General features: G+C 60.6%; 22 protein-coding genes and 1 tRNA gene. 10 read left to right on the top strand and 13 right to left on the bottom strand.

Features of this window, described 5'->3' with window-relative positions; genetic code table 11:
• Nucleotides 1-299: 299 nt before the first annotated feature.
• From AC1ECN_RS07745 to obgE, 4 genes are read right to left on the bottom strand one after another with little or no spacing between them, the layout of a single operon-like run.
• Nucleotides 300-962: a nicotinate-nucleotide adenylyltransferase gene (locus AC1ECN_RS07745; protein WP_130662498.1), complete on the bottom strand. Its 663-nt coding sequence runs from the start codon at nucleotides 960-962 to the stop codon at nucleotides 300-302.
• The gene (locus AC1ECN_RS07740; protein WP_130662497.1) at nucleotides 937-2220 is read right to left on the bottom strand and encodes a glutamate-5-semialdehyde dehydrogenase; all 1284 of its coding nucleotides are present in this window, start codon (nucleotides 2218-2220) and stop codon (nucleotides 937-939) included. Before AC1ECN_RS07740 ends, AC1ECN_RS07745 begins: the two co-directional genes overlap by 26 nt.
• On the bottom strand, nucleotides 2213-3382 hold the full coding sequence (proB, locus tag AC1ECN_RS07735; RefSeq protein WP_130725915.1) for a glutamate 5-kinase: 1170 nt from the start codon (nucleotides 3380-3382) through the stop codon (nucleotides 2213-2215). Before proB ends, AC1ECN_RS07740 begins: the two co-directional genes overlap by 8 nt.
• The gene (obgE, locus tag AC1ECN_RS07730; protein WP_075225363.1) at nucleotides 3369-4445 is read right to left on the bottom strand and encodes a GTPase ObgE; all 1077 of its coding nucleotides are present in this window, start codon (nucleotides 4443-4445) and stop codon (nucleotides 3369-3371) included. The genes proB and obgE overlap by 14 nt, the downstream gene beginning before the upstream one ends.
• An 84-nt stretch (nucleotides 4446-4529) precedes the next feature.
• Between obgE and AC1ECN_RS07725 the strand changes: the two genes are divergently transcribed.
• Nucleotides 4530-5396 (top strand): endonuclease/exonuclease/phosphatase family protein, encoded by an 867-nt coding sequence (locus AC1ECN_RS07725; RefSeq protein ID WP_130673288.1) that lies wholly within the window; start codon nucleotides 4530-4532, stop codon nucleotides 5394-5396.
• Nucleotides 5397-5434: 38 nt separating this feature from the next.
• Here AC1ECN_RS07725 and AC1ECN_RS07720 read toward each other — a convergent pair whose 3' ends face one another.
• The 4 genes from AC1ECN_RS07720 to rplU form a co-directional block, all read right to left on the bottom strand.
• Nucleotides 5435-6022 (bottom strand): GNAT family N-acetyltransferase, encoded by a 588-nt coding sequence (locus AC1ECN_RS07720; protein ID WP_027668025.1) that lies wholly within the window; start codon nucleotides 6020-6022, stop codon nucleotides 5435-5437.
• Nucleotides 6019-6675: a GNAT family N-acetyltransferase gene (locus AC1ECN_RS07715; protein WP_017966066.1), complete on the bottom strand. Its 657-nt coding sequence runs from the start codon at nucleotides 6673-6675 to the stop codon at nucleotides 6019-6021. The genes AC1ECN_RS07720 and AC1ECN_RS07715 overlap by 4 nt, the downstream gene beginning before the upstream one ends.
• Nucleotides 6676-6801: 126 nt before the next feature.
• Complete coding sequence (gene rpmA / locus AC1ECN_RS07710; protein WP_003543909.1) at nucleotides 6802-7071, bottom strand: 50S ribosomal protein L27; 270 nt, start codon at nucleotides 7069-7071, stop codon at nucleotides 6802-6804.
• 34 nt (nucleotides 7072-7105) lie between these two features.
• Complete coding sequence (gene rplU / locus AC1ECN_RS07705; RefSeq protein WP_003543907.1) at nucleotides 7106-7423, bottom strand: 50S ribosomal protein L21; 318 nt, start codon at nucleotides 7421-7423, stop codon at nucleotides 7106-7108.
• Between the two features lie 304 nt (nucleotides 7424-7727).
• Here rplU and AC1ECN_RS07700 point away from each other — a divergent pair.
• A tRNA-Ser gene (locus AC1ECN_RS07700) sits at nucleotides 7728-7817 on the top strand.
• Between the two features lie 206 nt (nucleotides 7818-8023).
• Here the strand turns inward: AC1ECN_RS07700 and AC1ECN_RS07695 are convergent.
• Complete coding sequence (locus AC1ECN_RS07695) at nucleotides 8024-8584, bottom strand: DsbA family protein (RefSeq protein WP_477952646.1); 561 nt, start codon at nucleotides 8582-8584, stop codon at nucleotides 8024-8026.
• A gap of 36 nt (nucleotides 8585-8620) precedes the next feature.
• Nucleotides 8621-10057 carry a DUF6880 family protein gene (locus AC1ECN_RS07690; RefSeq protein WP_130673287.1) on the bottom strand — a complete coding sequence of 479 codons (1437 nt, stop codon included), beginning with the start codon at nucleotides 10055-10057 and terminating at the stop codon, nucleotides 8621-8623.
• A gap of 199 nt (nucleotides 10058-10256) precedes the next feature.
• On the opposite strand from AC1ECN_RS07690, the gene AC1ECN_RS07685 reads away from it, so the two are divergent.
• Nucleotides 10257-10511, top strand: a complete 255-nt coding sequence (locus AC1ECN_RS07685) for a DUF2934 domain-containing protein (RefSeq protein ID WP_130662493.1) — start codon at nucleotides 10257-10259, stop codon at nucleotides 10509-10511.
• Between the two features lie 33 nt (nucleotides 10512-10544).
• On the opposite strand, the gene AC1ECN_RS07680 is transcribed toward AC1ECN_RS07685, so the two are convergent.
• Together AC1ECN_RS07680 and AC1ECN_RS07675 are read right to left on the bottom strand one after the other, a co-directional pair.
• A complete protein-coding gene (locus tag AC1ECN_RS07680; RefSeq protein WP_130662492.1) occupies nucleotides 10545-11114 on the bottom strand; it encodes a GNAT family N-acetyltransferase in 570 nt (189 codons plus the stop codon).
• 155 nt (nucleotides 11115-11269) lie between these two features.
• Complete coding sequence (locus tag AC1ECN_RS07675; RefSeq protein WP_018071946.1) at nucleotides 11270-11914, bottom strand: ThuA domain-containing protein; 645 nt, start codon at nucleotides 11912-11914, stop codon at nucleotides 11270-11272.
• Between the two features lie 268 nt (nucleotides 11915-12182).
• Here AC1ECN_RS07675 and galE point away from each other — a divergent pair, with 268 nt between their 5' ends.
• Nucleotides 12183-13166: a UDP-glucose 4-epimerase GalE gene (gene galE, locus AC1ECN_RS07670; protein ID WP_018071947.1), complete on the top strand. Its 984-nt coding sequence runs from the start codon at nucleotides 12183-12185 to the stop codon at nucleotides 13164-13166.
• Nucleotides 13144-14703: an alkaline phosphatase family protein gene (locus AC1ECN_RS07665; protein WP_130673286.1), complete on the top strand. Its 1560-nt coding sequence runs from the start codon at nucleotides 13144-13146 to the stop codon at nucleotides 14701-14703. The genes galE and AC1ECN_RS07665 overlap by 23 nt, the downstream gene beginning before the upstream one ends.
• A 132-nt stretch (nucleotides 14704-14835) precedes the next feature.
• On the opposite strand, the gene AC1ECN_RS07660 is transcribed toward AC1ECN_RS07665, so the two are convergent.
• Nucleotides 14836-15333, bottom strand: a complete 498-nt coding sequence (locus AC1ECN_RS07660; RefSeq protein ID WP_130662490.1) for a DUF1993 domain-containing protein — start codon at nucleotides 15331-15333, stop codon at nucleotides 14836-14838.
• A 374-nt stretch (nucleotides 15334-15707) separates the two neighbouring features.
• Between AC1ECN_RS07660 and AC1ECN_RS07655 the strand changes: the two genes are divergently transcribed.
• The 5 genes from AC1ECN_RS07655 (at nucleotide 15708) to AC1ECN_RS07635 (ending at nucleotide 22196) form a co-directional block, all read left to right on the top strand.
• Nucleotides 15708-16637, top strand: coding sequence for a sugar ABC transporter substrate-binding protein (locus AC1ECN_RS07655; RefSeq protein WP_130662489.1), 930 nt, complete (start codon nucleotides 15708-15710; stop codon nucleotides 16635-16637).
• Nucleotides 16638-16706: 69 nt separating this feature from the next.
• Entirely contained in the window at nucleotides 16707-18248 is a 1542-nt protein-coding gene (locus tag AC1ECN_RS07650) for a sugar ABC transporter ATP-binding protein (protein ID WP_130662488.1), read from the top strand.
• 34 nt (nucleotides 18249-18282) lie between these two features.
• Complete coding sequence (locus AC1ECN_RS07645; RefSeq protein ID WP_012759467.1) at nucleotides 18283-19308, top strand: ABC transporter permease; 1026 nt, start codon at nucleotides 18283-18285, stop codon at nucleotides 19306-19308.
• A 148-nt stretch (nucleotides 19309-19456) separates the two neighbouring features.
• Entirely contained in the window at nucleotides 19457-20515 is a 1059-nt protein-coding gene (locus AC1ECN_RS07640) for a dipeptidase (protein WP_130662486.1), read from the top strand.
• 37 nt (nucleotides 20516-20552) lie between these two features.
• Nucleotides 20553-22196, top strand: a complete 1644-nt coding sequence (locus tag AC1ECN_RS07635) for an ABC transporter substrate-binding protein (protein ID WP_477952641.1) — start codon at nucleotides 20553-20555, stop codon at nucleotides 22194-22196.
• The last annotated feature ends 14 nt before the right edge of the window (nucleotides 22197-22210 follow it).

Below are 22210 nucleotides of genomic sequence, written 5' to 3'. Positions count from 1 at the left end.
CCTTCATTTTTGCTAATAAAAACGGCAATGGGGAGGCCAAATTCACCTCGAGATTTGCATCCGGTGCATTGCTGCAATGCACCAATCGATATTCACCTTCTTGTCGAATATGATAAAACATACTCATCGACACGGCTTCTCCTCCTCCCATAGCCGTTCGATAGGGTCGACAACACTCCTCCTCCCAGTTGTCGATCGAGTTTATAAGCCCGACGGATCTCCTCCCCCGTCGGGCTTTCTCGTTTTCGGGATATTCTGACATCAGGCTGGCGCATGCGTCTTGCTGGGCGCGCGGCGCTCTATTCGGCGTCGCCGTGCGACGAGCCGTTGCGGATTGCCGTCGAACTCAGGCCGGAGCGCGGTCCGTGGATGAAGGTCCAGGCCGGCGCACGTTTCTTCCAGAGAACACGGGCGTCATCCTCATCGACACGGGCGAAATCGAAGGTCCTGGCCATTTTCGAGGACAGGAAGGAAAGCGTCGCGCCTGGCCGATCGATCACCGCGATCGGGAAGGTGCGGGCAATCTCCTGCCATTTCTGCCATTTGTGAAAGGTCTGCAGGCTGTCTGCGCCCATGATCCAGATGAAATGCACATGCGGATTGCGCGCCTTGACGCGGGCAAGCGTGTTGGCGGTGTAGCTGACGCCGAACGCCTGTTCGAAGGCGGTGACCTTGATGCGGGGATCGGCGGCAACACGCTCGCTTTCGGCAATGCGCTCGGCGAGTGGCGCGAGCTGGTTGCGGCTCTTCAGCGGATTGCCGGGTGTGACCATCCACCAGAGCTGGTCGAGGCCAAGCCGCTTGAGGGCGATTTCAGCGACGAGCGCGTGGCCCTGATGCGGCGGATTGAACGAACCACCGAACAGACCGACGACCATGCCGCGCTCGCTGTGCGGCATGCGGAGATAATGCCGGTCCACATTCTCGGTCGTCACGTCAGGGCCGCGTCTGTCCGGCACCATGCACCCGATATTTGAAAGAGGTGAGCTGTTCGACACCGACAGGGCCACGGGCATGCATCTTGCCGGTGGCGATGCCAATTTCCGCACCCATGCCGAACTCGCCGCCATCGGCAAACTGCGTCGATGCATTGTGCAGCAGGATCGCCGAATCGACTTCGGTGAAGAAACGCGCGACGACCTCAGGGTCCTCGGCGATGACCGCCTCGGTGTGGTTGGAGGAGTATGTCTGGATATGGGCGATGGCGCCCGATATGCCGTCGACGACGGCGACCGAAATGATCGCGTCGAGATATTCGGTCGACCAGTCCTCTTCGGTCGCAGGCTTCATGCCGGGTGCGACCTTCAGCACCGTTGCCGAAGCGCGGACCTCGCAGCCGGCCTCCGTCAGAACCTCGAGCAGCGGTGTCAGATGCGTGCCGATCGCGGCGCCATCGACGAGCAGGGTTTCGGCTGCGCCGCAGATGCCGGTGCGGCGCATCTTGGCGTTGACGATGATCCTCTTCGCCATCTCGATATCGGCCGAGGCATCGACATAGATATGGCAAAGGCCTTCGAGGTGGGCGAATACAGGCACGCGCGCCTCGCTTTGCACGCGGGCGACCAGGCTCTTGCCGCCGCGCGGCACGATCACGTCGATCGCCCCGTCCAAGCCGCGCAGCATGGCGCCGACGGCGGCACGGTCGGTGACCGGCACGAGCTGGATAGCATGCTCTGGAAGCCCTGCCGCCTTCAATCCTTCGACGAGGCAGGCATGGATAGCCTGCGATGAACGGCGCGAGTCCGAGCCGCAGCGTAGGATGACAGCATTGCCCGCCTTGAGGCAGAGGGCGCCGGCATCCGCGGTAACGTTCGGGCGGCTTTCGAAGATCACGCCGATGACGCCGAGCGGCGTGCGGACGCGCTCGATCTTCAGCCCGTTCGGCCGGTCCCAGGCAGCGATGACTTCACCGACCGGATCGGCAAGGGCGGCGATGGCGCGGATTCCTTCGGCCATTTCGGCGACGCGCTTGTCGTTCAGCGTCAGCCGGTCGACGAAGGAAGCGAGCATCTCGGTGCCTTCGATATCCTTCAGGTCCTTGGCATTCTCGGCAAGAATATGCGCCTTGTTCGCCAGGATCGCATCAGTCATGGCATTCAGCGCGCTGTTCTTGGCCTCGGTGGACGCAAAGCTCAGCGGTCGTGCGGCAGCCTTTGCCTTGCGGCCGATGTCGTTCATCAGCACGTCAATGTCAGGGCTTGGCGCAACGGTATCAAGCATAGCTCGCGTCCTTCTTCTGCCTTTCCGATTTCGAACAGACCTGCGCGGTCATCACCATGTCGTCGCGATGGACCATGGCGGCGCGCCCGGCATAACCGAGAATGGCCTCGATCTCCGCCGACTTGCGGCCGGCAATCCGACGGGCATCGTCGGCATCGTAGCTTACCAGGCCGCGGGCGATCTCGCGGCCGGCCGGGCCGATGATCGCCACCGTATCGCCGCGGCTGAAGAGGCCTGAAATGCTGCGTACACCGGCGGGAAGCAGGCTCTTGCCGGCGCCGAGGGCCGCGACCGCGCCGTCATCGACATGCAATTCGCCGGCCGGCTGCAGCTGCCCGGCAATCCAGGTCTTGCGGGCGGTAACGGGTGTGCCCGATGGCGCGAACCAGGAGGAACGCGCGCCGTTTTCGATCGCCGACAGCGGATTATCGGTCTTGCCGGAGGCGATGATCATCGCGCAGCCTGATGCCGTCGCGATCTTGCCGGCATCGATCTTGGTGCGCATACCGCCGCGCGAAAGCTCGGAGGCCGCACCTCCGGCCATCGCCTCGATCTCGGGGGTGATTTCGGCAATCGTTTCCAGGAACGTCGCGTTCGCATCGAGATGCGGCGGCGCGGTGTAGAGACCGTCGATATCGGAGAGAAGGATGAGCAGATCGGCGCCGGTCATCGTCGCGACGCGGGCGGCCAGGCGGTCGTTGTCACCATAGCGGATCTCGCTGGTGGCGACGGTGTCGTTTTCATTGATGATCGGCACGGCGCCGATCTTCAAAAGCTGATTGATGGTGGCGCGCGCATTGAGATAGCGGCGACGTTCCTCGGTATCGCCGAGCGTCAGCAGGATCTGGCCGGCGACGATCTCGTCGCGCGACAGGCTTTCCGACCAGGCGCGCGCCAGCGCGATCTGGCCGACGGCCGCTGCCGCCTGGCTTTCCTCCAGCTTCAGCGCGCCTGACGGCAGGTCGAGCACCGAGCGGCCGAGCGCGATCGCGCCCGAGGAGACGACGAGTACGTCGATGCCCTTGGCCTTCAGGCCTGAGATATCGGCGCACATGGCGTCGAGCCAGGCCTTCTTCAGCCCGGCCTTGCGGTCGACCAGAAGCGCGGAGCCGATCTTGATGACGATGCGGCGGTAGCGGCCAAGCGGCTTACGGCTGGTCATCGTCCTCGCCCTCATCGGTGACGACCATGTCGCGATGGCGCAGCTTCGGCACCTTGGCCGGCTTCTCCTCGGTATTGGCTTCGACGATGATGTCGCGGAGCGCACGCAGCACCTCGGTCATGCCCTTGCCGGTGACGGCCGAAATCTGGAATGGCGTCTTGCCGCAGGCCTTGGCCAATTCCTTGGTCTTCTTCTTCAGTTCGGCATCGTCGAGCACGTCGATCTGTGACAGTGCCACGATCTCAGCCTTGTCGGTCAGCTCGTTTCCGTAGGCTTCCAGCTCGTGCTTGACCGTCTTATAGGCCTTGCCAACCTTTTCTTCCTGGGCGGAGATGAGGTGGAGCAGCACGCGGGTGCGCTCGACATGGCCGAGGAAACGGTCGCCGATGCCGACACCTTCATGGGCGCCTTCGATCAGGCCCGGAATGTCGGCCAGGATGAATTCGCGCTCGTCGATGGTGGCGACGCCGAGATTGGGATGCAGCGTGGTGAAGGGATAGTTGGCGATTTTCGGCCGGGCACGGGTGACAGCGGCCAGGAAGGTCGATTTGCCGGCATTGGGCAGGCCCACGAGGCCGGCATCGGCAATCAGCTTCAGATGAAGCCAGATGGTTTTTTCTTCGCCGGGCAGGCCGGGATTGGCCCAATCCGGCGCCTGATTGGTCGAGGTCTTGAAATGGGCATTGCCGAAGCCGCCGTTGCCGCCGTGGGCGAGGCAGTAACGCTGGCCTTCCACGGTCAGATCGCAGATCAGCGTTTCCTGGTCTTCCTCGAAGATCTGGGTGCCCACCGGAACCTTCAGCGTCACGTCGCTTCCATTGGCGCCGGTGCGGTTCCTGCCCATGCCATGGGTGCCGATCGTCGCCTTGAAATGCTGCTGATAGCGGAAATCGATCAGCGTGTTGAGGCCGTTGACGGCCTCGACCCAGACGTCGCCGCCGCGTCCGCCATCACCGCCATCCGGGCCGCCGAACTCAATGAATTTCTCACGTCGGAAGGAAACGCTGCCGCCGCCGCCGTCCCCGGACTTGATATAGACCTTTGCTTCGTCGAGAAATTTCATTTTACTTCCAATATTCAGTGGCGGTTGGACGGCCCGTCTTGGCCCATTCGATATAGGCGGTTCCGACGGAGGTCAAAGATTATCGTGAATTTTGCGAGCTATAACATACAGTACGGCTTCGGTCTCGACGGCAGATACGATCTGGCGCGGATTGCCCGGAGCCTTGAGGGAGCCGATGTCATCGCGCTGCAGGAGGTGACCCGCGGCTTCTCCCGCAACGATTTTGCCGACATGGTGGCCGATGTTGCAGCCTTCTTTCCCGACTATTTCTGGGTGTATGGGCCAGCCTGCGACATGCATGTCGCAGCGGATGAAGGCGGGCTGCAGCCGCTGGCGGGAACCCGTTTTCAGTTCGGCAACATGGTGCTGTCGCGCTGGCCGATCGTCTCGACCCGAACGCTGCTTCTGCCGCGCAGCCGCACGATCGGCAAGATCAACCTGCAGCGCGGCGCAACCGAGGCGGTGATCGACGCACCCGGYGGTGCGATCCGCGTCTACTCCGTGCATCTCGACCATGTCTCCGCCGACGAGCGCATCCGCCAATTGGAATTCTTGAACGCGCATATCAATGCCTTCGTCCAGGAGGGTGGGTCGCTGACGGGGGGCGGTGAATTCGATCTGCCGGAGCCGCCGCTGCCGGAGGATTATATCATCATGGGCGATTTCAACATGGCGCCGGAATCGCCGGAATATTGCGCGCTTGCCGGGGCTGGCGGCGGATATTACGGCCGTGTGGCGAGGATCGGCACGCCGGTCGACGCCCTTTCGGCGCTCAAGGCTTATGGGCCTGACAGCTACAGCTGGATGGATCCCGAAGATCACGGCAAACGCATGCATCTCGATTATTGCTTCGTCAGTTGCGGCCTGGAGAGCCGGTTGAAATCCGCCCGGATCGATACGCAATCCGTCGGCTCCGACCATTTCCCCGTCTGGGTCGAGATCGGTGATTGACGGAGACGCCGCCTGTATGGCGGCGTCTCCCTTTTTGATCAGGCGACCTTTCGCGGCTGCAGCATGCCAGGTTGCAGCACGGTCTCGATGTGCGACACCATGGTGTTGCGGGCGAAACAATAGATTTCGCCGCAGCCCGTCATGTGGAAACCGAGCTTCTCCTGCAGTCGCAGCGAAGCCGGGTTGTCGGCGAAAACGCCGGAATGAACCGGCGTTTCCGGCATGCGGCGCGAGAAGCGCTCGATGATGGCCGCCACCGCCTCGCTCATATAGCCGCGCCGCCAGTAGTAGCGGTTCAGCCAGTAGCCGAGGTGCCAGCGACCGTGGCGCAGCTCGATCGAGACGTTGCCGATGTGGACATCGTCCTTATCGGTGATCGCCAGTGGCCAGTCGGGCAGGGTGCCCGAGGTTACGGGGATCAGCCAGTCCAGCGCATCCTGCCGGTCGAACGGCGCGGGAACGCGGGACAGCATGCGCGTGACCGCGAAATCGGAGAGCGATTCCGCGATCGCCGGCGCATCGCTCAGCCTGTGGGGGCGGAGCGTCAGCCGGGCGGTCGAGATGACAGGCGCGGGGCCGGGCATCATCGGCTTGACCTCTGGCCTTTGCAGCGCAGTCGTGCTCATGCGATGTTCCCCCAGCTTCTGAGGGACATCCAGGTCTTGCGGTCGAGCCTGTACCATTCGACCGGTACGTTGCTGCCGAGCGCCAGCGAGGCGGCGAGCCCCGATCCCTGGAACTGGAAGCCGCACTTCTGGATGACGCGGCGCGAGGCGACGTTCATTACCCGGCAACGGGCGTCGATCTGATCGACATCCTGGCGGGTTCTGAACACCATATCGACCAGGGCATGGCAGGCCTCGGTCGTGTAACCCTTGTTCCAATAGGGCTCGCCCAGCCAGTAGCCGATCTCGACGGTTCTGCCGTCCGCATGCGGCTCGACGCCGCAGCAGCCGATAAAGGCGCCGTTTTCGGCCTTGGTGATCGCATAGACGCACTTGCCAATATCGCCATTTTTCGTGCGACGCACGAAGTCAGCAGCATCATCGGCGGTATAAGGGTGCGGCATACGCGATACCATGGTGGCGACTTTGGCGTTGTTGGCGAGATGGGCAAGGGCGTCGATGTCTTCCTCGTGGGGCGCGCGCATGACGAGCCTTTCCGATAACAAGACAGGGCAATCGGTCCTTAACCGTTCCGGCCTCAGCCGTTCTTCGGAAGACCGCTGGTCTTCCCGGGGAGACCGTGATTGGTCTGCCCTTAACAATTCGCCTTGCATGGTTCAGTCCTCCTTGAGGGGTAAAGAAAAAGGGGAGATGGCGCCCCATCTCCCCTGTTTTCTAGACTGAACCTGATACGGCCAGCCGGGTCGATGAGACGCCGGCTGTTTTTGAGCGCTACCGGCTTATTCCGCTGCTTCCGCTTTCGGCATGACAGACACGTAGACGCGACCGTTGGCCTTCGTTCGGTAGTTCACATTGCCGGCGGTAAGCGCAAAAATCGTGTGATCCTTGCCGAGGCCGACGTTGGAACCCGGATGCCACTCAGTACCGCGCTGACGCACGATGATGTTGCCTGCGATGACGGCTTCGCCGCCGAACTTCTTCACGCCAAGGCGCTTGGACTGAGAATCGCGACCGTTGCGCGATGAACCGCCAGCTTTTTTGTGTGCCATTGGAGTTCTCCTTTAAAACCTTGTCCCGTTGATCTTACTTGGCAGCCACGATGTCCGTGATACGGACGACCGTGTGATGCTGACGATGGCCGCGCGAACGCTTCGAATTCTGACGACGGCGCTTCTTGAAGGCGATGACCTTCTTGCCGCGGTTCTGTTCGACGACTTCTGCCTTGACAGAGGCGCCGGTTACGAAGGGCGCACCGATCGCAGCGTCGGCGCCTTCGCCGATCACGAGCACTTCGGTGAATTCAATGGAGTCGCCAGCGGTGGCTTCCAGCTTTTCGATGGTCAGCACGTCGTTGGCTGCCACACGGTACTGTTTACCGCCGGTCTTGATGACTGCGAACATTTTTTATCCTTTCATGTTCGTTCCAGCGCTCCCCGCTAATCCAGCAGGTGGCTGTCTTTTTATCAGTCGAAGTTAAGCAGGGATTTCAGAGGTCAAATCCTCGAACTCGTCCTGCCGGTGAAGCCCCGCGCGAGCGCGAGACAGCTAAGGCGCGGATTTCTCCAAACCTATTGCGCAGCCGAGATACGCGAGTGACAAAAAGGTGTCAAGGCAAAAGGATGGAATGCTTCGACTTTTCGGCTTGCCAGCCTGTCATTTGCCCGTTATGAGAACGCCCGCGCCGAACAAGCGCCGACCAGACCGCGGAGAGGTGGCAGAGTGGTCGAATGCACCGCACTCGAAATGCGGCATACCTGCAAGGGTATCGTGGGTTCAAATCCCACCCTCTCCGCCATAAGCTTCCCGGGATTATCAGCGCTTTGTGATTGCCGGGATACTTCCATGACTGACCGGTAGGATCGCATCCATCCCAGGGCCACACCCGCGGTGTTTCCTGAAGTCCAAAGTTGGAAAATGCCTGCTGCTTGCACTGATTCCTGCATGGGATTCATGGCAGGAGACAAATAAGCGGGTGGGACCGTCTCTGGCACTCGGCCAGCGTCAGTTGCCCAGTGCCTTCTTCACCCAGACTCCAACCTCATCACCGCTGCTCATGTCAGCCTGCACCAGCCCGTCGATCATGAAGGTCGGCGAGACATGGATGCCATTTTGCCGGGCATATTTGCAGTGCCATTTGATCTCCCGGTCAAGATCCGGGATTGCGAAGGCTTCCTTCAGCTTGACGCCGCTGTAGCCCTCCAGGCGCTCGATGATCTGGTTTGGCGTCACATCCATATTCGGGCCGCCGGCATGGCGTTCGAATTCGAACTCCTCGCGATGGGCTGCAATGGCTGATATCACCTTCTTTGCTGTCTGCTTGCCGCCTTCCAGCGTTGAGGMAGCGATGATGCAGCGGACAAGGACGCCCGAATACATATGCCAAGGTTGCGACTGCAGGCGGATCTTCACGGTGATCTTGTCTTCGCCCGCCTGGCTGAGCAACTCGTCGAGCTTGTTGAACGCTCTGACCGAATAGGGGCAAGTCGGCTCCAGAAAGGCTTCGAAGACGCGGGGTCCATTGCCCCAAGTCAGCGGATCTGTATGCCAGGAAGTGGTCGTCATGGAATTCCTCTCTGAAGGTAACGCATCCGCTGCGACTTAGGTCACCTGGCTCCAGAAGCCATGCCTCTTGCTGTGCCGACGTTTGAGTTCTGCGACATAGACGTCATGGGTTCTTGTGTTGCCGAAGTCATTGATATGAGGCGCAAGCGATGCGCAGTCCGCAAGATGCCTCGCCGCATACTTGTAGCGGCTGGACCGGCCGCTATCGAGCGTGAAATCGATCATGGAGCGCAAGACGATGGTTGCCGCAAGCGGATGTTTCTCCGCCAGAGCTTCGGCCGCCGCCGGCATCAGCTCATAGAGATTGCCGTCCAGTTCCGGCTTCCGCCTCATCACGAGTTTTGCTGCCTCGGCAGGTGCCGGCCAATTCAGGAAAAATGCAAGTGCCTGGTGGACGTCCGGGAAAGCCTGGGCATAAGCGAATGCCTTCTCCTCGGCCTCGAGATCGTCGAAATCCGGCAGCCGCTTGAGGAAAGCCTTGAGGTGCTCGCCATGCAGCGACTGCTCGAAGCATGTCCACCTGTAGGACTGCGCCTCCTCTGTGCGCCCCAGGGCCTCGAGCGTCTCGACACGCGCGCGCTGCCATTCGAATGGTATGTCGGCCTGGCTTGTCGTATCGACCTCACTCAGCACCTCAAGTGCTTCCTTGGCTCGGCCGGCCGAGACCAGGCGATTGGCGATGTCGGCCGCTATCATCGGCATCTTGCGCGTTTTCTCGGATTGCTGAGCGATGTAGGCATCAACATCGCCCTGGGCGTCGGCAATTTCCTGCAAGGCTATGCGCACCGTCAGATCTCGCTGAGTACCGTAGATCTCATCTTCGTAAAGGGTGCCTGCGCTGCCCCAGCCGATGATCTCGCGCTTGTCATTCGCCGGCTTGTCTTTCGGCTCCTTGGACCATTGGACGAAGAGAGTTTTCAAGCAATCGAGACCATCCTTGCCGAGAGCAGGCGCCATCGCCGCAATCAGGTTGTCGTATTGGCCGTAGCCATCGTCTTGCACGGCTTTGAACACCTTCTCGGCCAGGACATTGGAGGCGATCTTGGCGGACGCGGCGATTGCGGCAGCATCCTCGCAAGCCTGATGAAAGCTTTCGATGAGAGAACTGCTGCTGTCGCTGGATCTCTCAAAGATCGAATTCGCCAGCGCGAGGAACTGCCATATCAATTCGAAAGCCTCCTGGGGATCATCGGCGGCAACCGTCTCTGCGATCGTCTTGCGCTGGGTTTCCAGATCGCTCTTCAGCGCTTTCACTTTGCGCCAGTTGATGACAGTGCGAGCGCGGGCAATGCTGGCAAGCCGCTTTCGCACCTCACGCGCGACCTCGGCGCTGCCGTGGTTGCCGGCAAGTTCCATTCGAAGCCGTCGCTTGTGGGCAGCACTGCCCATGCTGATCTCGACCAGCAGCTCGGCAAGGCGCTGCGCACCAAGGGATTCGAGATTCTTCGCATTGAGTGTTGTCTTGGCTGCCATCGGTCATCGCTGTCGTTTCTGCGATGACCCTACCCTGCAGGCGGTACGAGGCCAAGGTCCGGAATGTGTGCACGGGATAATCCTTCGGCGCCTCGCTATTAGCTAAAAACTAACGCTGCCTCGTAACGACTCCTAAAGCCGGTTTTGGCACCTTGTTGCCTGTCGAATATTGCTTCCAAATTTCTCGCTGGGGTTGATTATGAGTCATAATAAAGACGCCTGGGTCAGCCAGCGCGCTTATTCACTATGGGAATCGGAAGGCAGGCCGGATGGGCGTGGGGAAAGCCATTGGGCGCAGGCGCTGAGGGAATTCGAGCAGCTGGAGCTGACGAAGGCCTCGCCTGATGGAAACGACCTCATCGAGAAGCTGAAGGCAGCCGGGCGGCTGATGCGGATCTATGACGAGGCGGCGCCCACCGTCGAGAACGACCGGCAGATCAAAGCGGCTCGCTAGACCGTATTGCCACTCCCCTGAGTGCCGAAATATTCAGCGGCATTCCAGACGGACCACAGGTCTTGCCGGCAGGCGTCTTGCCGCTTCGGCGAAACCGGCATCCAGAAACATCGATAGCGTTCCCGGATAGAGTTCGGCTCCGTTCGAAGCACGGGCTGCCTGATCGACAGGGTAGGCTTCGAGACATTCGGCGCCGTTCGCGCTTGCGAATTCAACGGCGTGTTTCAATAACAATCGCGACAGGCCCTGCCGCCGGAACGGCTTGCGGACGATGAAGCAATTGATCGACCAGACCGGCCTGTCATCGACCGGAGCAAAGGGTTTTGAGCGGCGCAGCCGATCGAATACGGCGCGTGGCGCGACACCGCACCATCCGGCCGGCTCATTGTCGTGATAGCCGAGAATGCCGGGCGGGCGCGGTTCGGCGACGAGGCTTCGGAACCAATTGCGATTTCCTTCGCCCCATCCTGCCTTGTAGTCGGCATTCGGACGATACCAGTAGGCGCAGCGACAATTCCGGCCGTCGGCGCAATCGTCGAAGACCGCTTCTATATCGGCCAGGCGGTCGGCGGTGGCGGGGAAGAAAGAGAAGCGATCCTGCATCCGGGCAAATTATGGCGCAGGCGGACGATCGGCAAGCGCTCGCCCATGCCGGCCGATCAGGTGAGGCTGCCCTCCAGCTTGAAATGCTCGTTCTTCAGCCGCCGACATCTTTGGCTGTCGCCGCCGATCCTCGTCCGAGGGCGATCGTCCTGACACTACTGGCGTGCGGCCCAGCTCAGGCCCCGCCGCAGGATGAGGGGCATGTAGGGATGGTCGAATTCGGCTGCGACATGGCCGAGGGCGGAATAGAAGATGCGGCCGGCACCGAAATGGCGCTTGAAGACGACGGGCATCACGACATTGCGGGCTGCCGGATCGTAGGCGCCAGTGAAGGTGGTGGTCGCAAGGATTTCGACTGTGGGATCATAGTGGAGGTAATATTGCTCCGAACGGTAGTCGAAGTCCGGAATGCCCTCCATGACGGAATCGTCCTGCCGAGTGACGGCGACGCGGAAGTCGATGATATTGCCGGGATGGGCGACCCAAGTGACGCCGGAGACATAACGGAAAGGGGCGCTTTCCTTGAAGGACGTGGCGAGTGCGCCGTGATGGCCGGCAAGCCCGAGCCCGCCGCGCACCGCTTCGACCAGCGCAGCGGCATGAGGCTTTTCGAGCGTTTCGCCGGTAATGATCGGCACCAGCAGATCGGCCTTCGCCAGCGTCGGAGATCCGAACACGCCGAGATCGCCGGTTACCTCGACGGTAAAGTCGTCCTCGCGCAGGAGATCGGCGACGATATCGGCGCATTGCTCCGGCTCGTGGCCTTGCCAGCCGCCCCAAACGACCAATGCCTTCCTCATTCGCGCTCTCCCTGCCTGATGCCTGCAGACCGTTGATCATCACATGGTGGTGCAAGCCCCTTAGATCGGGCGGCTATGCAAATCACGCGAATAATTTGTGTTTTCTGCTGATCCGGCACAAATTGCACGGGCGGCGGATCGCACCCGGTCGAGCGTGGCTTCGGCATTTGACGTATTGTCCGTTGACGCCGATCGCAGTTCCTTCTTTTTATTGACGTGTATCTCGTCTAGGTTTCTCCCATCTCTCAATGAATAGTAAGGGTGGTGCATGGCAGGTGAAACGGTTCTTGTCGTCGGCGGCGCCGGCTATATCGGCTCGCATACGTGCCTCGACCTGGCGAACAAGGGCTATGCGCCTGTCGTCTTTGATAATTTTTCGAACGGTCATCGCGAGTTCGTCAGATGGGGGCCGGCCGAAGAGGGCGATATTCGTGATCGCGCCCGGCTGGACGAGGTGCTGGCCAAGCACAAGCCGGCGGCGATCCTGCATTTCGCGGCGCTGATCGAGGTCGGCGAATCGGTCAAGGATCCGGTTTCCTTCTACGAGAACAATGTGATCGGCACTTTGACGCTGCTTTCGGCGGCACAGGCGGCCGGCATCAATGCCTTCGTCTTCTCCTCCACCTGCGCCACCTACGGCCTGCCGCAGAGCGTGCCGCTCGACGAGACGCACCGGCAGGTGCCGATCAATCCCTACGGGCGGACGAAATATATCGTCGAACAGGCGCTTGCCGATTACGACCAGTACAGGAGCCTGCGCTCGGTGGTGCTGCGCTATTTCAATGCGGCCGGCGCCGATTTCGAAGGCCGGATCGGCGAATGGCACCAGCCGGAAACGCATGCGATACCCCTGGCGATCGACGCGGCACTCGGCCGCCGCCAGGGTTTCAAGGTGTTCGGCAGCGATTACGAGACCCGCGACGGCACCTGCGTGCGTGACTATATCCATGTGCTGGATCTTGCCGATGCACATGTGCGCGCCGTCGAATATCTGCTGAAGGGCGGCGATTCCGTCGCACTCAACCTCGGCACCGGCACCGGCACGACGGTCAAGGAATTGCTCGGCGCAATCGAGGACGTGTCGAACCGGCCTTTCCCGGTCGAATATATCGGCCGGCGCGAAGGCGATTCGCATACGCTGGTCGCCAATAACGACAAGGCTCGTGACGTGCTCGGCTGGGTGCCGCAGTATGATCTGTCTGAGATCATCCGCTCCGCCTGGGACTGGCATGCAAAATCCAACCAGCATTGAGCCAACCAGCATCGAGAAAGCGCGCCGGCCGAACATCCTGCTGATCACGGCGGACCAGTGGCGCGGCGATTGCCTGTCGGCTGTCGGTCATGCCTGCGTAAAGACGCCTGGCGTCGATGCACTGGCGCGCGAAGGCACCCTCTTCCGGCGGCACTTTGCCGGGGCGGCACCCTGCTCACCGGCGCGGGCCACGCTCTATACCGGCCTCTATCAGATGAACCACCGCGTCTGTCGCAACGGTTCGCCGCTCGATGCCCGCTTCGACAATCTGGCACTGGCCGCCCGGCGGGCGGGATACGACCCGACGCTGTTCGGCTATACGGATACGGCGCCCGATCCGCGCGGGATGGATACCGGCGATCCGCATCTGACGACCTACGAAGGCGTGCTGCCGGGCTTTACGGCTCGCCAGCTTCTGCCCGAGCATGAAAGACAATGGCTCTCCTGGCTCAGGTCCCGCGGCCATGCGGATGCCGTCAGCCGCGATATCCATATTCCGGTCGGTGCTGGAGCCGGAGACATTTCCGATGCGCCGCCGGCCTATTCGCGCGATGAGACCCAGACGGCTTTTCTGACCGGCGAATTCATCCGCTGGATGGGCGAACAGGACAGGCCGTGGTTTGCGCATGTCTCTTTCTTACGTCCGCATCCGCCATTCTCGGTGCCGGAGCCGTTCAACCGAATGTTCACGCCGGGCGAGGGACCAGCTTTTGCGCGCGCGGCAAACCGCGAAGCGGAACAGAACAGTCACCCCTATCTCGCCTATGCCATGCCACGCTCTGACAAGGGCAACTTTATCCACGGTGCAACGGGGCCGCTCAGCGGCTGGAACGCCGAGGATTTTGCCGCGATCCGGGCGATCTATTACGGCATGATATCAGAGGTCGATGCACAGCTCGGCCGCATCTGGCAGGCCCTCAAGGATGCGGGCGCCTGGGACAACACGCTTATTGTCTTCACCTCGGACCACGCCGAGATGGCGGGCGATCACTGGATGCTCGGCAAGGGCGGTTTCTTCGATGGCAGCTATCATATTCCGCTTGTCATTCGCGATCCCGCAAGCAGTGCTGCGGGTGGGGTCGTCGACAAATTCACCAGCGCGGCCGATATTTTTCCGACACTTTGCCAAAGGCTCGGCATCGACGCGAAGAACGGGCTCGATGGCCGGTCGCTCATGCCGTTTGTCAGGGGTGGGAGCGGACAGGGCTGGCGGGACGCGGCATTCTGGGAATTCGATTTCCGCGACATTGCGCATGGCGAGGCCGAGCAGCATTTCCGGCTGCGGTCCAACGAATGCAATCTCGCGGTGATCCGCGACGCGCGGTTCAAATATGTGCATTTTACCGCTTTGCCGCCGCTGCTCTTCAATCTTGCCGACGATCCGATGGAACTCGACAATATCGCGGCGGGTCCGGCCTATGCGGCGATACGGCTCGACTATGCCGAGAAGCTGCTGTCGCTCCGAGCACGGCATCTCGATCAGACGCTCGCCTATACCGAACTGACGGAAAGAGGGCCGGTGACGCACCGGCCCTGATAATACAGCGCCGCGCGTCTCTTTCAGACGCGCAAAGGACGCTGTAACACTTTGAATCACCGCATAATTTTGTCCTTACATCGATTCCGATTTAAGGAATGGTGCAGTGGTCTAGCCGAGCCGAACCAGGGTTCAGCCGAGATAATCGCGCTTGCCGATCGGAGCGCCCTGGCTACGCAGGATGGCGTGGGCCGTCGCGACGTGGAAATAGAAGTTCGGCAGGGCGAAGGTGGCGATATATTCACCACCCGGCAGCACGATACCACTCTTTCCCGGCAGGGTGATCTGGCGGGTTTCCGTGCCTTCCAGTGCTTCCACCGAGAAGCCGGCGAGATAGGCTTCGGTCTTTGCCAGGCGCTCACGCAGGTCGTCGAACGTCGTTTCGTTATCCTCGAACTTCGGGGCGTCGGTCGCCGTCAGGCGAGCGAGCGCAAATTTGGCGGTGTCGCTGGCGCGCTGATACTGGCCGGAGAGCGGCAGCATGTCGGGCGCGAGGCGGGCGGCGACCAATATGGCAGGATCGATATTCTTTTCCTTCGCATAGGCTTCGGCCTTGTCGAGGTAGGTTTTCAGGCTGGCGAGGCCGCGCTGGAACATCGGAACGGTGAGGCGATACATCGAAATGGACATTTGTCCTGTCTCCAAAATCTTCAAATGATTGGGTCGCGGCGAGAGGTCGAAGGCGCCTGCGGCCGTGAGCCTGCCTTCGACCCTCCCATAGATGGATGCTCGTTTCGCCTTTCACAACACCGACAATGCGGGTGTCGGTCCTGACGCCCGCATGGCATTGCGCCCTCATCCATATCTCGTCGCCGCTAAAGATACTTGACGTCGTTCCCAGAAAATGGAATAAATATTCCGCAGAGCAGATTTAACGGTTTGTTTGTTCCGTTTTGCGGAGCGCCGCGGGAGAGGTGGCGCAGGGGAATGCGGCTTCAGAGCAAATGCCTGGAGCTCCGGCGTGAGGAGGGTGCAGCCGGGCACCGCTTTGTGGAGGAAGTAAAATGAAAAAGTTTATCCTGGGCACTGCGATGGCGCTCGTCATGTCGACGGCCGCTCACGCAGAAACCGTCGGCGTCTCGATGGCGAAATTCGACGACAATTTCCTGACGGTTCTGCGCAATGGCATGACCGATTATGCAAAGACACTGAGCGGCGTGACGCTGCAGGTCGAAGACGCGCAGAACGACGTTTCCAAGCAGCAGAGCCAGATCCAGAATTTCATCGCCTCCAAGGTCGATGCAATCATCGTCAACCCTGTTGATACCGATGCGACCACGGCAATGTCGAAGCTCGCCGCCGATGCCGGCATTCCGCTGGTTTACGTCAACCGCCAGCCGGTCAACGTCGACACGCTGCCGGAGAAGCAGGCTTTCGTTGCGTCCAACGAGCAGGAATCCGGCACGCTGGAAACCAAGGAAATCTGCCGCATTCTCGGCGGCAAGGGCAAGGCCGTCGTCATCATGGGCGAGCTTTCCAACCAGGCTGCGCGCATGCGGACCCAGGACGTTCACGACGTCATCAAGACGGATGAATGCAAGGGCCTGGAGATCGTCGAAGAGCAGACGGCCAACTGGGACCGCACCCAGGGCGCCGACCTGATGACCAACTGGCTCTCCAGCGGTATCGAATTCGACGCCGTGATCTCCAACAACGACGAAATGGCCATCGGCGCCCTCCAGGCGCTGAAGGCAGCCGGCAAGGATATGAGCAAGGTTGTCGTCGGCGGTGTCGACGCCACGCAGGACGCGCTTGCCGCCATGCAGGCCGGTGATCTCGACGTCACGGTGTTCCAGGATGCCGCCGGCCAAGGCAAGGGCTCGCTCGATGCAGCGCTCAAGCTCGCCAAGGGCGAAAAGATCGACAAGAAGGTCTACATTCCCTTCCAGCTCGTGACGCCTGCCAACGTCAAGGACTTCGTCACCAAGAACTGAGACGAATGCCAAGCAGGATGCGGGCTTTGCCCGCATCCTTTTCGCCTACCCGTATCTGGAGGAGATGATATGGCCGTCAGCCCGACAACCATGGCCGCCGTTCGTGCAAGCGGCGCCGTCCCGAATGCGGAATATCTCTTGAGCGCCGAGGGTGTCCGCAAGGAATTTCCTGGGGTCGTCGCACTTGACGACGTGCAGTTCCGGCTGAAGCGCGCCTCCGTGCATGCGCTGATGGGCGAAAACGGCGCCGGCAAATCGACGTTGATGAAGATCCTCGCCGGCATCTATACGCCCGACAAGGGCGATATTCGCCTGAAAGGGATCGAGATCCAGCTGAAATCTCCACTCGACGCACTGGAAAACGGCATTGCCATGATCCATCAGGAACTCAACCTGATGCCGTTCATGACGGTCGCCGAAAATATCTGGATTCGCCGGGAACCGAAGAACCGCTTCGGCTTCATCGATCACGGCGTGATGCACCGCATGACCGAGGAATTGTTTACTCGGCTCAATATATCAATCGATCCCGATATCGAGGTCCGGTTCCTGTCGGTCGCCAACCGGCAGATGGTCGAGATCGCCAAAGCGGTTTCCTACAATTCCGACGTGCTGATCATGGACGAGCCGACTTCGGCGCTGACGGAGCGCGAGGTCGAGCATCTTTTCCGTATTATCCGCGACCTCAGGGCCCAGGGCATCGGCATCGTCTACATCACCCACAAGATGAACGAGCTTTTCGAGATCGCCGACGAGTTCTCCGTCTTCCGCGACGGCCGATATATCGGCACGCATGCCTCGACCGACGTCACCCGCGACGACATCATCCGCATGATGGTCGGGCGCGAGATCACCCAGATGTTTCCCAAGGAAGAGGTGCCGATCGGCGAGGTCGTGCTCTCCGTCAAGGATCTTTGTCTCAAGGGCGTCTTCACCAACGTCTCCTTCGAAGTGAGAGCCGGCGAAATCCTCGGCGTGGCCGGCCTCGTCGGCTCCGGCCGGTCGAATGTCGCCGAAACGCTGTTCGGGGTGACGCCGGCAAGCTCCGGCTCGATCGAGCTCTACGGCAAGCCGGTGACCATTTCTTCGCCGACCGAGGCCATCCGCAATCGGATGGCATTTCTGACCGAGGACCGGAAAGATACGGGCTGCCTGCTGATCCTCGATATTCTCGAGAATATGCAGATCGCCGTTCTGCAGGACAAATACGTCAAGGGCGGCTTCGTGCAGCAGGGCGCAGTCGAGGCAACCTGCGAAGACATGGCAAAAAAGCTGCGCGTGAAAACGCCCAATCTTTACGAGCGGGTGGAAAATCTTTCGGGCGGCAATCAGCAGAAGGTGCTGATCGGGCGCTGGCTGCTCACCGAGCCGCGCATCCTTATCCTCGACGAGCCGACGCGCGGTATCGATGTCGGCGCCAAGGCGGAAATCCACCGATTGGTCACGGAAATGGCGCGAGATGGTGTGGCGGTGGTCATGATCTCGTCCGAGATGCCCGAAGTTCTCGGGATGAGCGACCGCATCATGGTCATGCACGAGGGACGCGTGACCGGTTTCCTCAATCGCGACGAAGCAACGCAGATCAAGGTGATGGAGCTGGCAGCGCAGTGATGCGTTGACGGCGATTGCCCAAGGGAGGTTTGACATGACTACCAAGGCAGCAGAGGGCGCGGCTCCGCTCGCAACCCGGCAAAGGCGGCGGCGCATACCGACGGAACTCAGCATTTTCCTTGTGCTCGTCGGCATCGCGCTCATCTACGAAGTGCTCGGCTGGATGTTCATCGGCCAGAGCTTCCTCATGAATTCGCAGCGTCTGACGATCATGATCCTGCAGGTCTCCGTCATCGGCATCATCGCCGTCGGCGTTACGCAGGTCATCATCACCGGCGGCATCGACCTTTCGTCGGGTTCGGTCGTCGGCATGACGGCGATGATCGCAACAAGCTTCGCCCAGTCGTCGACCTGGGGACGGGCCGTCTTTCCCTCGCTGACCGACCTGCCGGCTTTCGTGCCTATCGTCGTTGGTCTGCTGATCGGGGCGGCCGCCGGCCTCGCGAACGGCGCACTCATCGCCTACACGAAAATCCCTCCGTTCATCGCCACGCTTGGCATGTTCGTTTCGGCCAGAGGCGTGGCGAAGTGGTATACGAAGGGACAGCCGGTTTCCGGGATCACCGAGCAGTTTCATTTCATCGGAACGAAAGCCTGGCCGGTTGTCGTCTTCCTGGTCGTCGCGCTGATCTTTCATATTGCGCTGCGCTATACCCGTTACGGAAAGTTCACCTATGCCATCGGCGCGAATCCGCAGGCTGCGCGTGTTTCCGGCATCAACATCGAGGCGCATCTCGTCAAGGTCTATGTGATTGCCGGATTGCTTGCCGGCCTTGCCGGTATCGTCACAGCGGCACGTGCGGAAACCGCACAGGCCAGCATGGGTGTCGGATATGAACTCGATGCGATCGCCGCGACCGTCATCGGCGGCACCTCGCTCACCGGCGGCGTCGGGCGCATCACCGGCACCGTCATTGGCACCATCATTCTCGGTGTCATGACCTCCGGCTTCACGTTCCTCAGGATCGACGCCTATTACCAGGAGATCGTCAAGGGTCTCATTATCATCGCGGCTGTTGTCATCGACGTCTACAGACAGAAAAAACGCCGCAAGCACTGATCTCCGGCATGCGATGGTTTTCTTGCGGGGGCTTCGGCCCCCGTTTCGTTTTCACCACCGACGAATTTCTAAAAAAAGAAGTGGCGAATTCCGTCAGCTTTTCTATTCTGCCGCTTCATTCGCCCGCTCGGGCAGCGCAGGAAGACAGATGCAATTCGTATTTGACGGTCACAACGACGTTCTCCTTCGACTCTGGACACATTCAAAAGACGGCAGCGACCCGATCGCGGAATTCGTAGACGGCACGACGGTCGGCCATATCGATGCGCATCGCGCCAGAGAGGGCGGTCTTTCGGGCGGTCTCTGCGCCATCTACATTCCCTCAGGCGATCTCGTCTTCGCCGATCCGGATGCCAGCGGTCGCTATATCACGCCGATGGCGGCCCCTCTTGATCCGCTGCCTTCCCTTGCCATCGCCAATGAAATGGCGGCGATCGCGCTGCGGCTCGACCGCGCTGGCGCCTGGCGGCTTTGCCGGACGGTAAAGGATATCCGCGGCGCCATGGCGGACGGCATTTTCGCCGCCGTCATGCATATGGAAGGCTGCGAGGCGATCGGCGCGGATCTCTCGGCGCTCGAGGTATTCTATGCGGCGGGGCTGCGGTCGCTCGGGCCGGTCTGGAGCCGGCACAATGTCTTCGGTCATGGCGTGCCCTTCGCCTTCCCGATGTCGCCGGACACGGCGCCCGGCCTCACCGATGCCGGCTTCGCGCTGGTCAGGGAATGCAATCGCCTCGGCGTCCTGATCGACCTCGCCCATATCACCGAGAAGGGTTTCTGGGACGTGGCGAAGACGACGGACCAGCCGCTGGTCGCCAGCCACTCCAATGCTCATGCGCTGACCCCGGTCGCGCGCAACCTGACGGACAGGCAGCTCGATGCGATCCGCGAAAGCCGCGGACTCGTCGGTATCAATTATGCCACCGCCATGCTGCGTGCCGACGGCCGCTCGGACAGCGATACGCCGCTTGCCGACATGATCCGCCATATTGACTATCTCGTGAACCGCATCGGCATCGACTGCGTGGCGCTCGGATCGGACTTCGACGGGGCCACCATTCCTGAGGAAATCGGTGATGCAGCCGGCAATCAGAAGCTGATTGCCGCTCTCAGAGAGGTTGGCTATGCTGACGCCGACCTGGCAAAACTTGCCCGCGAAAACTGGCTTCGCATTCTGGCCCAAGCTTGGTGGGAGGACCACGCCTAAGCCTTTCGTATCCAATCAAAAAACAGGGGAACAGACCATGATGATGACCAAACTCAGCCGCAATTTTCGCATGCTTTCCGCGGGAGCCGCTCTTTCGCTCCTGATGATGGCGGCACCCTCCGCTTTCGCCGAGACGCCGAAGGATACGCTGGTCGAAGGATTTGCCATCGACGATATCATCACGATGGATCCTGGCKAGGCTTTCGAGCTTTCGACGGCTGAAATCACCACCAACAGCTACAGCCTGCTTGTTCGTCTTGACATGGACGATACGTCGAAGGTGAAGGGCGATCTGGCCGAGAGCTGGAGCGTTTCCGATGACGGCCTCACCTATACGTTCAAGCTGAAACCAGGCCTGAAATTTGCCTCCGGCAACCCGGTCACCGCCGAAGACGTCGCCTGGTCGTTCGAGCGTGCCGTCAAGCTCGACAAGAGCCCGGCCTTCATCCTCACCCAGTTCGGCCTGACCGGCGACAACGTCACGGAAAAGGCTAAGGCGGCCGATGCCAATACCTTCGTCTTCACGGTCGACAAGGCCTACGCGCCGAGCTTCGTGCTCAACTGCCTGACGGCAACCGTCGCTTCCGTCGTCGACAAGAAGCTGGTGTTGGAGCATGTGAAGGCGGTGACGCCGGATGCCGAGCACAAATACGACAATGATTTCGGCAATGAATGGCTGAAGACCGGCTATGCCGGATCCGGGGCCTACAAGCTGCGCGAATGGCGCGCAAACGAAGTCGTCGTGCTGGAGCGCAACGACAATTATTACGGCGACAAGGCGAAGCTCAACCGCGTCATCTATCGCTACATGAAGGAAAGCTCGGCGCAGCGGCTGGCGCTCGAAGCCGGCGATATYGATATCGCCCGCAACCTCGAGCCGGGCGACATCGACGCCGTTTCGAAGAATGCCGATCTGGCGACAACGAGTGCGCCGAAGGGCACGATCTATTATGTCAGCCTTAACAACAAGAACGAGAACTTAAAAAAGCCGGAAGTCCAGGAAGCCTTCAAATATCTGGTCGATTACGATGCGATCGGCGCAACGCTGATCAAGGGTATCGGCGAGATCCACCAGACCTTCCTGCCGAAGGGCCAGCTCGGCGCGCTCGACGAGAATCCCTACAAGCTCGATGTCGCCAAGGCCAAGGAACTGCTCGCCAAGGCCGGCGTACCCGATGGTTTCTCAATCACCATGGACGTGCGCAACAACCAGCCGGTAACCGGTATTGCCGAATCCATGCAGCAGACGCTGGCGCAAGCCGGTGTGAAGATGGAAATTATTCCCGGCGACGGCAAGCAGACGCTGACCAAGTACCGCGCCCGCACTCACGACATGTATATCGGCCAGTGGGGTTCGGACTATTTCGATCCGAATTCTAATGCCGACACCTTTACCGGCAATCCCGACAATTCCGATGCTGGCACGGTGAAGACGCTCGCATGGCGCAACACCTGGGAAGCGCCGGAGCTCGACAAGCAAGCCAAGGCCGCACTTCTCGAACGCGACGCCGCCAAGCGCGCCGCCATATATCAGGACATCCAGAAGAAGTATCTGGCAAACAGCCCCTTCGTCTTCATCTTCCAGCAGACCGAGGTGGCCGGTTACCGCAAGAGCGTGAAGGACTTCAAGCTGGGTCCGAGCTTCGACACCAATTTCGTCGGTCCGATCGCCAAGGAATAGTCCGGCAGGATTGA

The sequence above is a fragment of the Rhizobium sp. 01N447_2 genome, assembly GCF_056399245.1.
This window is presented reverse-complemented; position numbering and strand designations above follow the sequence as displayed.

Excerpts from the sequence above, each read along its gene's own strand:
- AC1ECN_RS07745 (WP_130662498.1), bottom strand. The coding sequence starts at position 962 with ATGGTGCCGGACAGACGCGGCCCTGACGTGACGACCGAGAATGTGGAC.
- galE (WP_018071947.1), top strand. The coding sequence starts at position 12,183 with ATGGCAGGTGAAACGGTTCTTGTCGTCGGCGGCGCCGGCTATATCGGC.
- AC1ECN_RS07740 (WP_130662497.1), bottom strand. The coding sequence starts at position 2,220 with ATGCTTGATACCGTTGCGCCAAGCCCTGACATTGACGTGCTGATGAAC.
- proB (WP_130725915.1), bottom strand. The coding sequence starts at position 3,382 with ATGACCAGCCGTAAGCCGCTTGGCCGCTACCGCCGCATCGTCATCAAG.
- AC1ECN_RS07645 (WP_012759467.1), top strand. The coding sequence starts at position 18,283 with ATGACTACCAAGGCAGCAGAGGGCGCGGCTCCGCTCGCAACCCGGCAA.
- rpmA (WP_003543909.1), bottom strand. The coding sequence starts at position 7,071 with ATGGCACACAAAAAAGCTGGCGGTTCATCGCGCAACGGTCGCGATTCT.
- AC1ECN_RS07690 (WP_130673287.1), bottom strand. The coding sequence starts at position 10,057 with ATGGCAGCCAAGACAACACTCAATGCGAAGAATCTCGAATCCCTTGGT.
- AC1ECN_RS07715 (WP_017966066.1), bottom strand. The coding sequence starts at position 6,675 with ATGCAAGGCGAATTGTTAAGGGCAGACCAATCACGGTCTCCCCGGGAA.
- AC1ECN_RS07685 (WP_130662493.1), top strand. The coding sequence starts at position 10,257 with ATGAGTCATAATAAAGACGCCTGGGTCAGCCAGCGCGCTTATTCACTA.
- rplU (WP_003543907.1), bottom strand. The coding sequence starts at position 7,423 with ATGTTCGCAGTCATCAAGACCGGCGGTAAACAGTACCGTGTGGCAGCC.
- AC1ECN_RS07655 (WP_130662489.1), top strand. The coding sequence starts at position 15,708 with ATGAAAAAGTTTATCCTGGGCACTGCGATGGCGCTCGTCATGTCGACG.
- AC1ECN_RS07680 (WP_130662492.1), bottom strand. The coding sequence starts at position 11,114 with ATGCAGGATCGCTTCTCTTTCTTCCCCGCCACCGCCGACCGCCTGGCC.
- AC1ECN_RS07720 (WP_027668025.1), bottom strand. The coding sequence starts at position 6,022 with ATGAGCACGACTGCGCTGCAAAGGCCAGAGGTCAAGCCGATGATGCCC.
- AC1ECN_RS07665 (WP_130673286.1), top strand. The coding sequence starts at position 13,144 with ATGCAAAATCCAACCAGCATTGAGCCAACCAGCATCGAGAAAGCGCGC.
- AC1ECN_RS07675 (WP_018071946.1), bottom strand. The coding sequence starts at position 11,914 with ATGAGGAAGGCATTGGTCGTTTGGGGCGGCTGGCAAGGCCACGAGCCG.
- obgE (WP_075225363.1), bottom strand. The coding sequence starts at position 4,445 with ATGAAATTTCTCGACGAAGCAAAGGTCTATATCAAGTCCGGGGACGGC.
- AC1ECN_RS07660 (WP_130662490.1), bottom strand. The coding sequence starts at position 15,333 with ATGTCCATTTCGATGTATCGCCTCACCGTTCCGATGTTCCAGCGCGGC.
- AC1ECN_RS07650 (WP_130662488.1), top strand. The coding sequence starts at position 16,707 with ATGGCCGTCAGCCCGACAACCATGGCCGCCGTTCGTGCAAGCGGCGCC.
- AC1ECN_RS07640 (WP_130662486.1), top strand. The coding sequence starts at position 19,457 with ATGCAATTCGTATTTGACGGTCACAACGACGTTCTCCTTCGACTCTGG.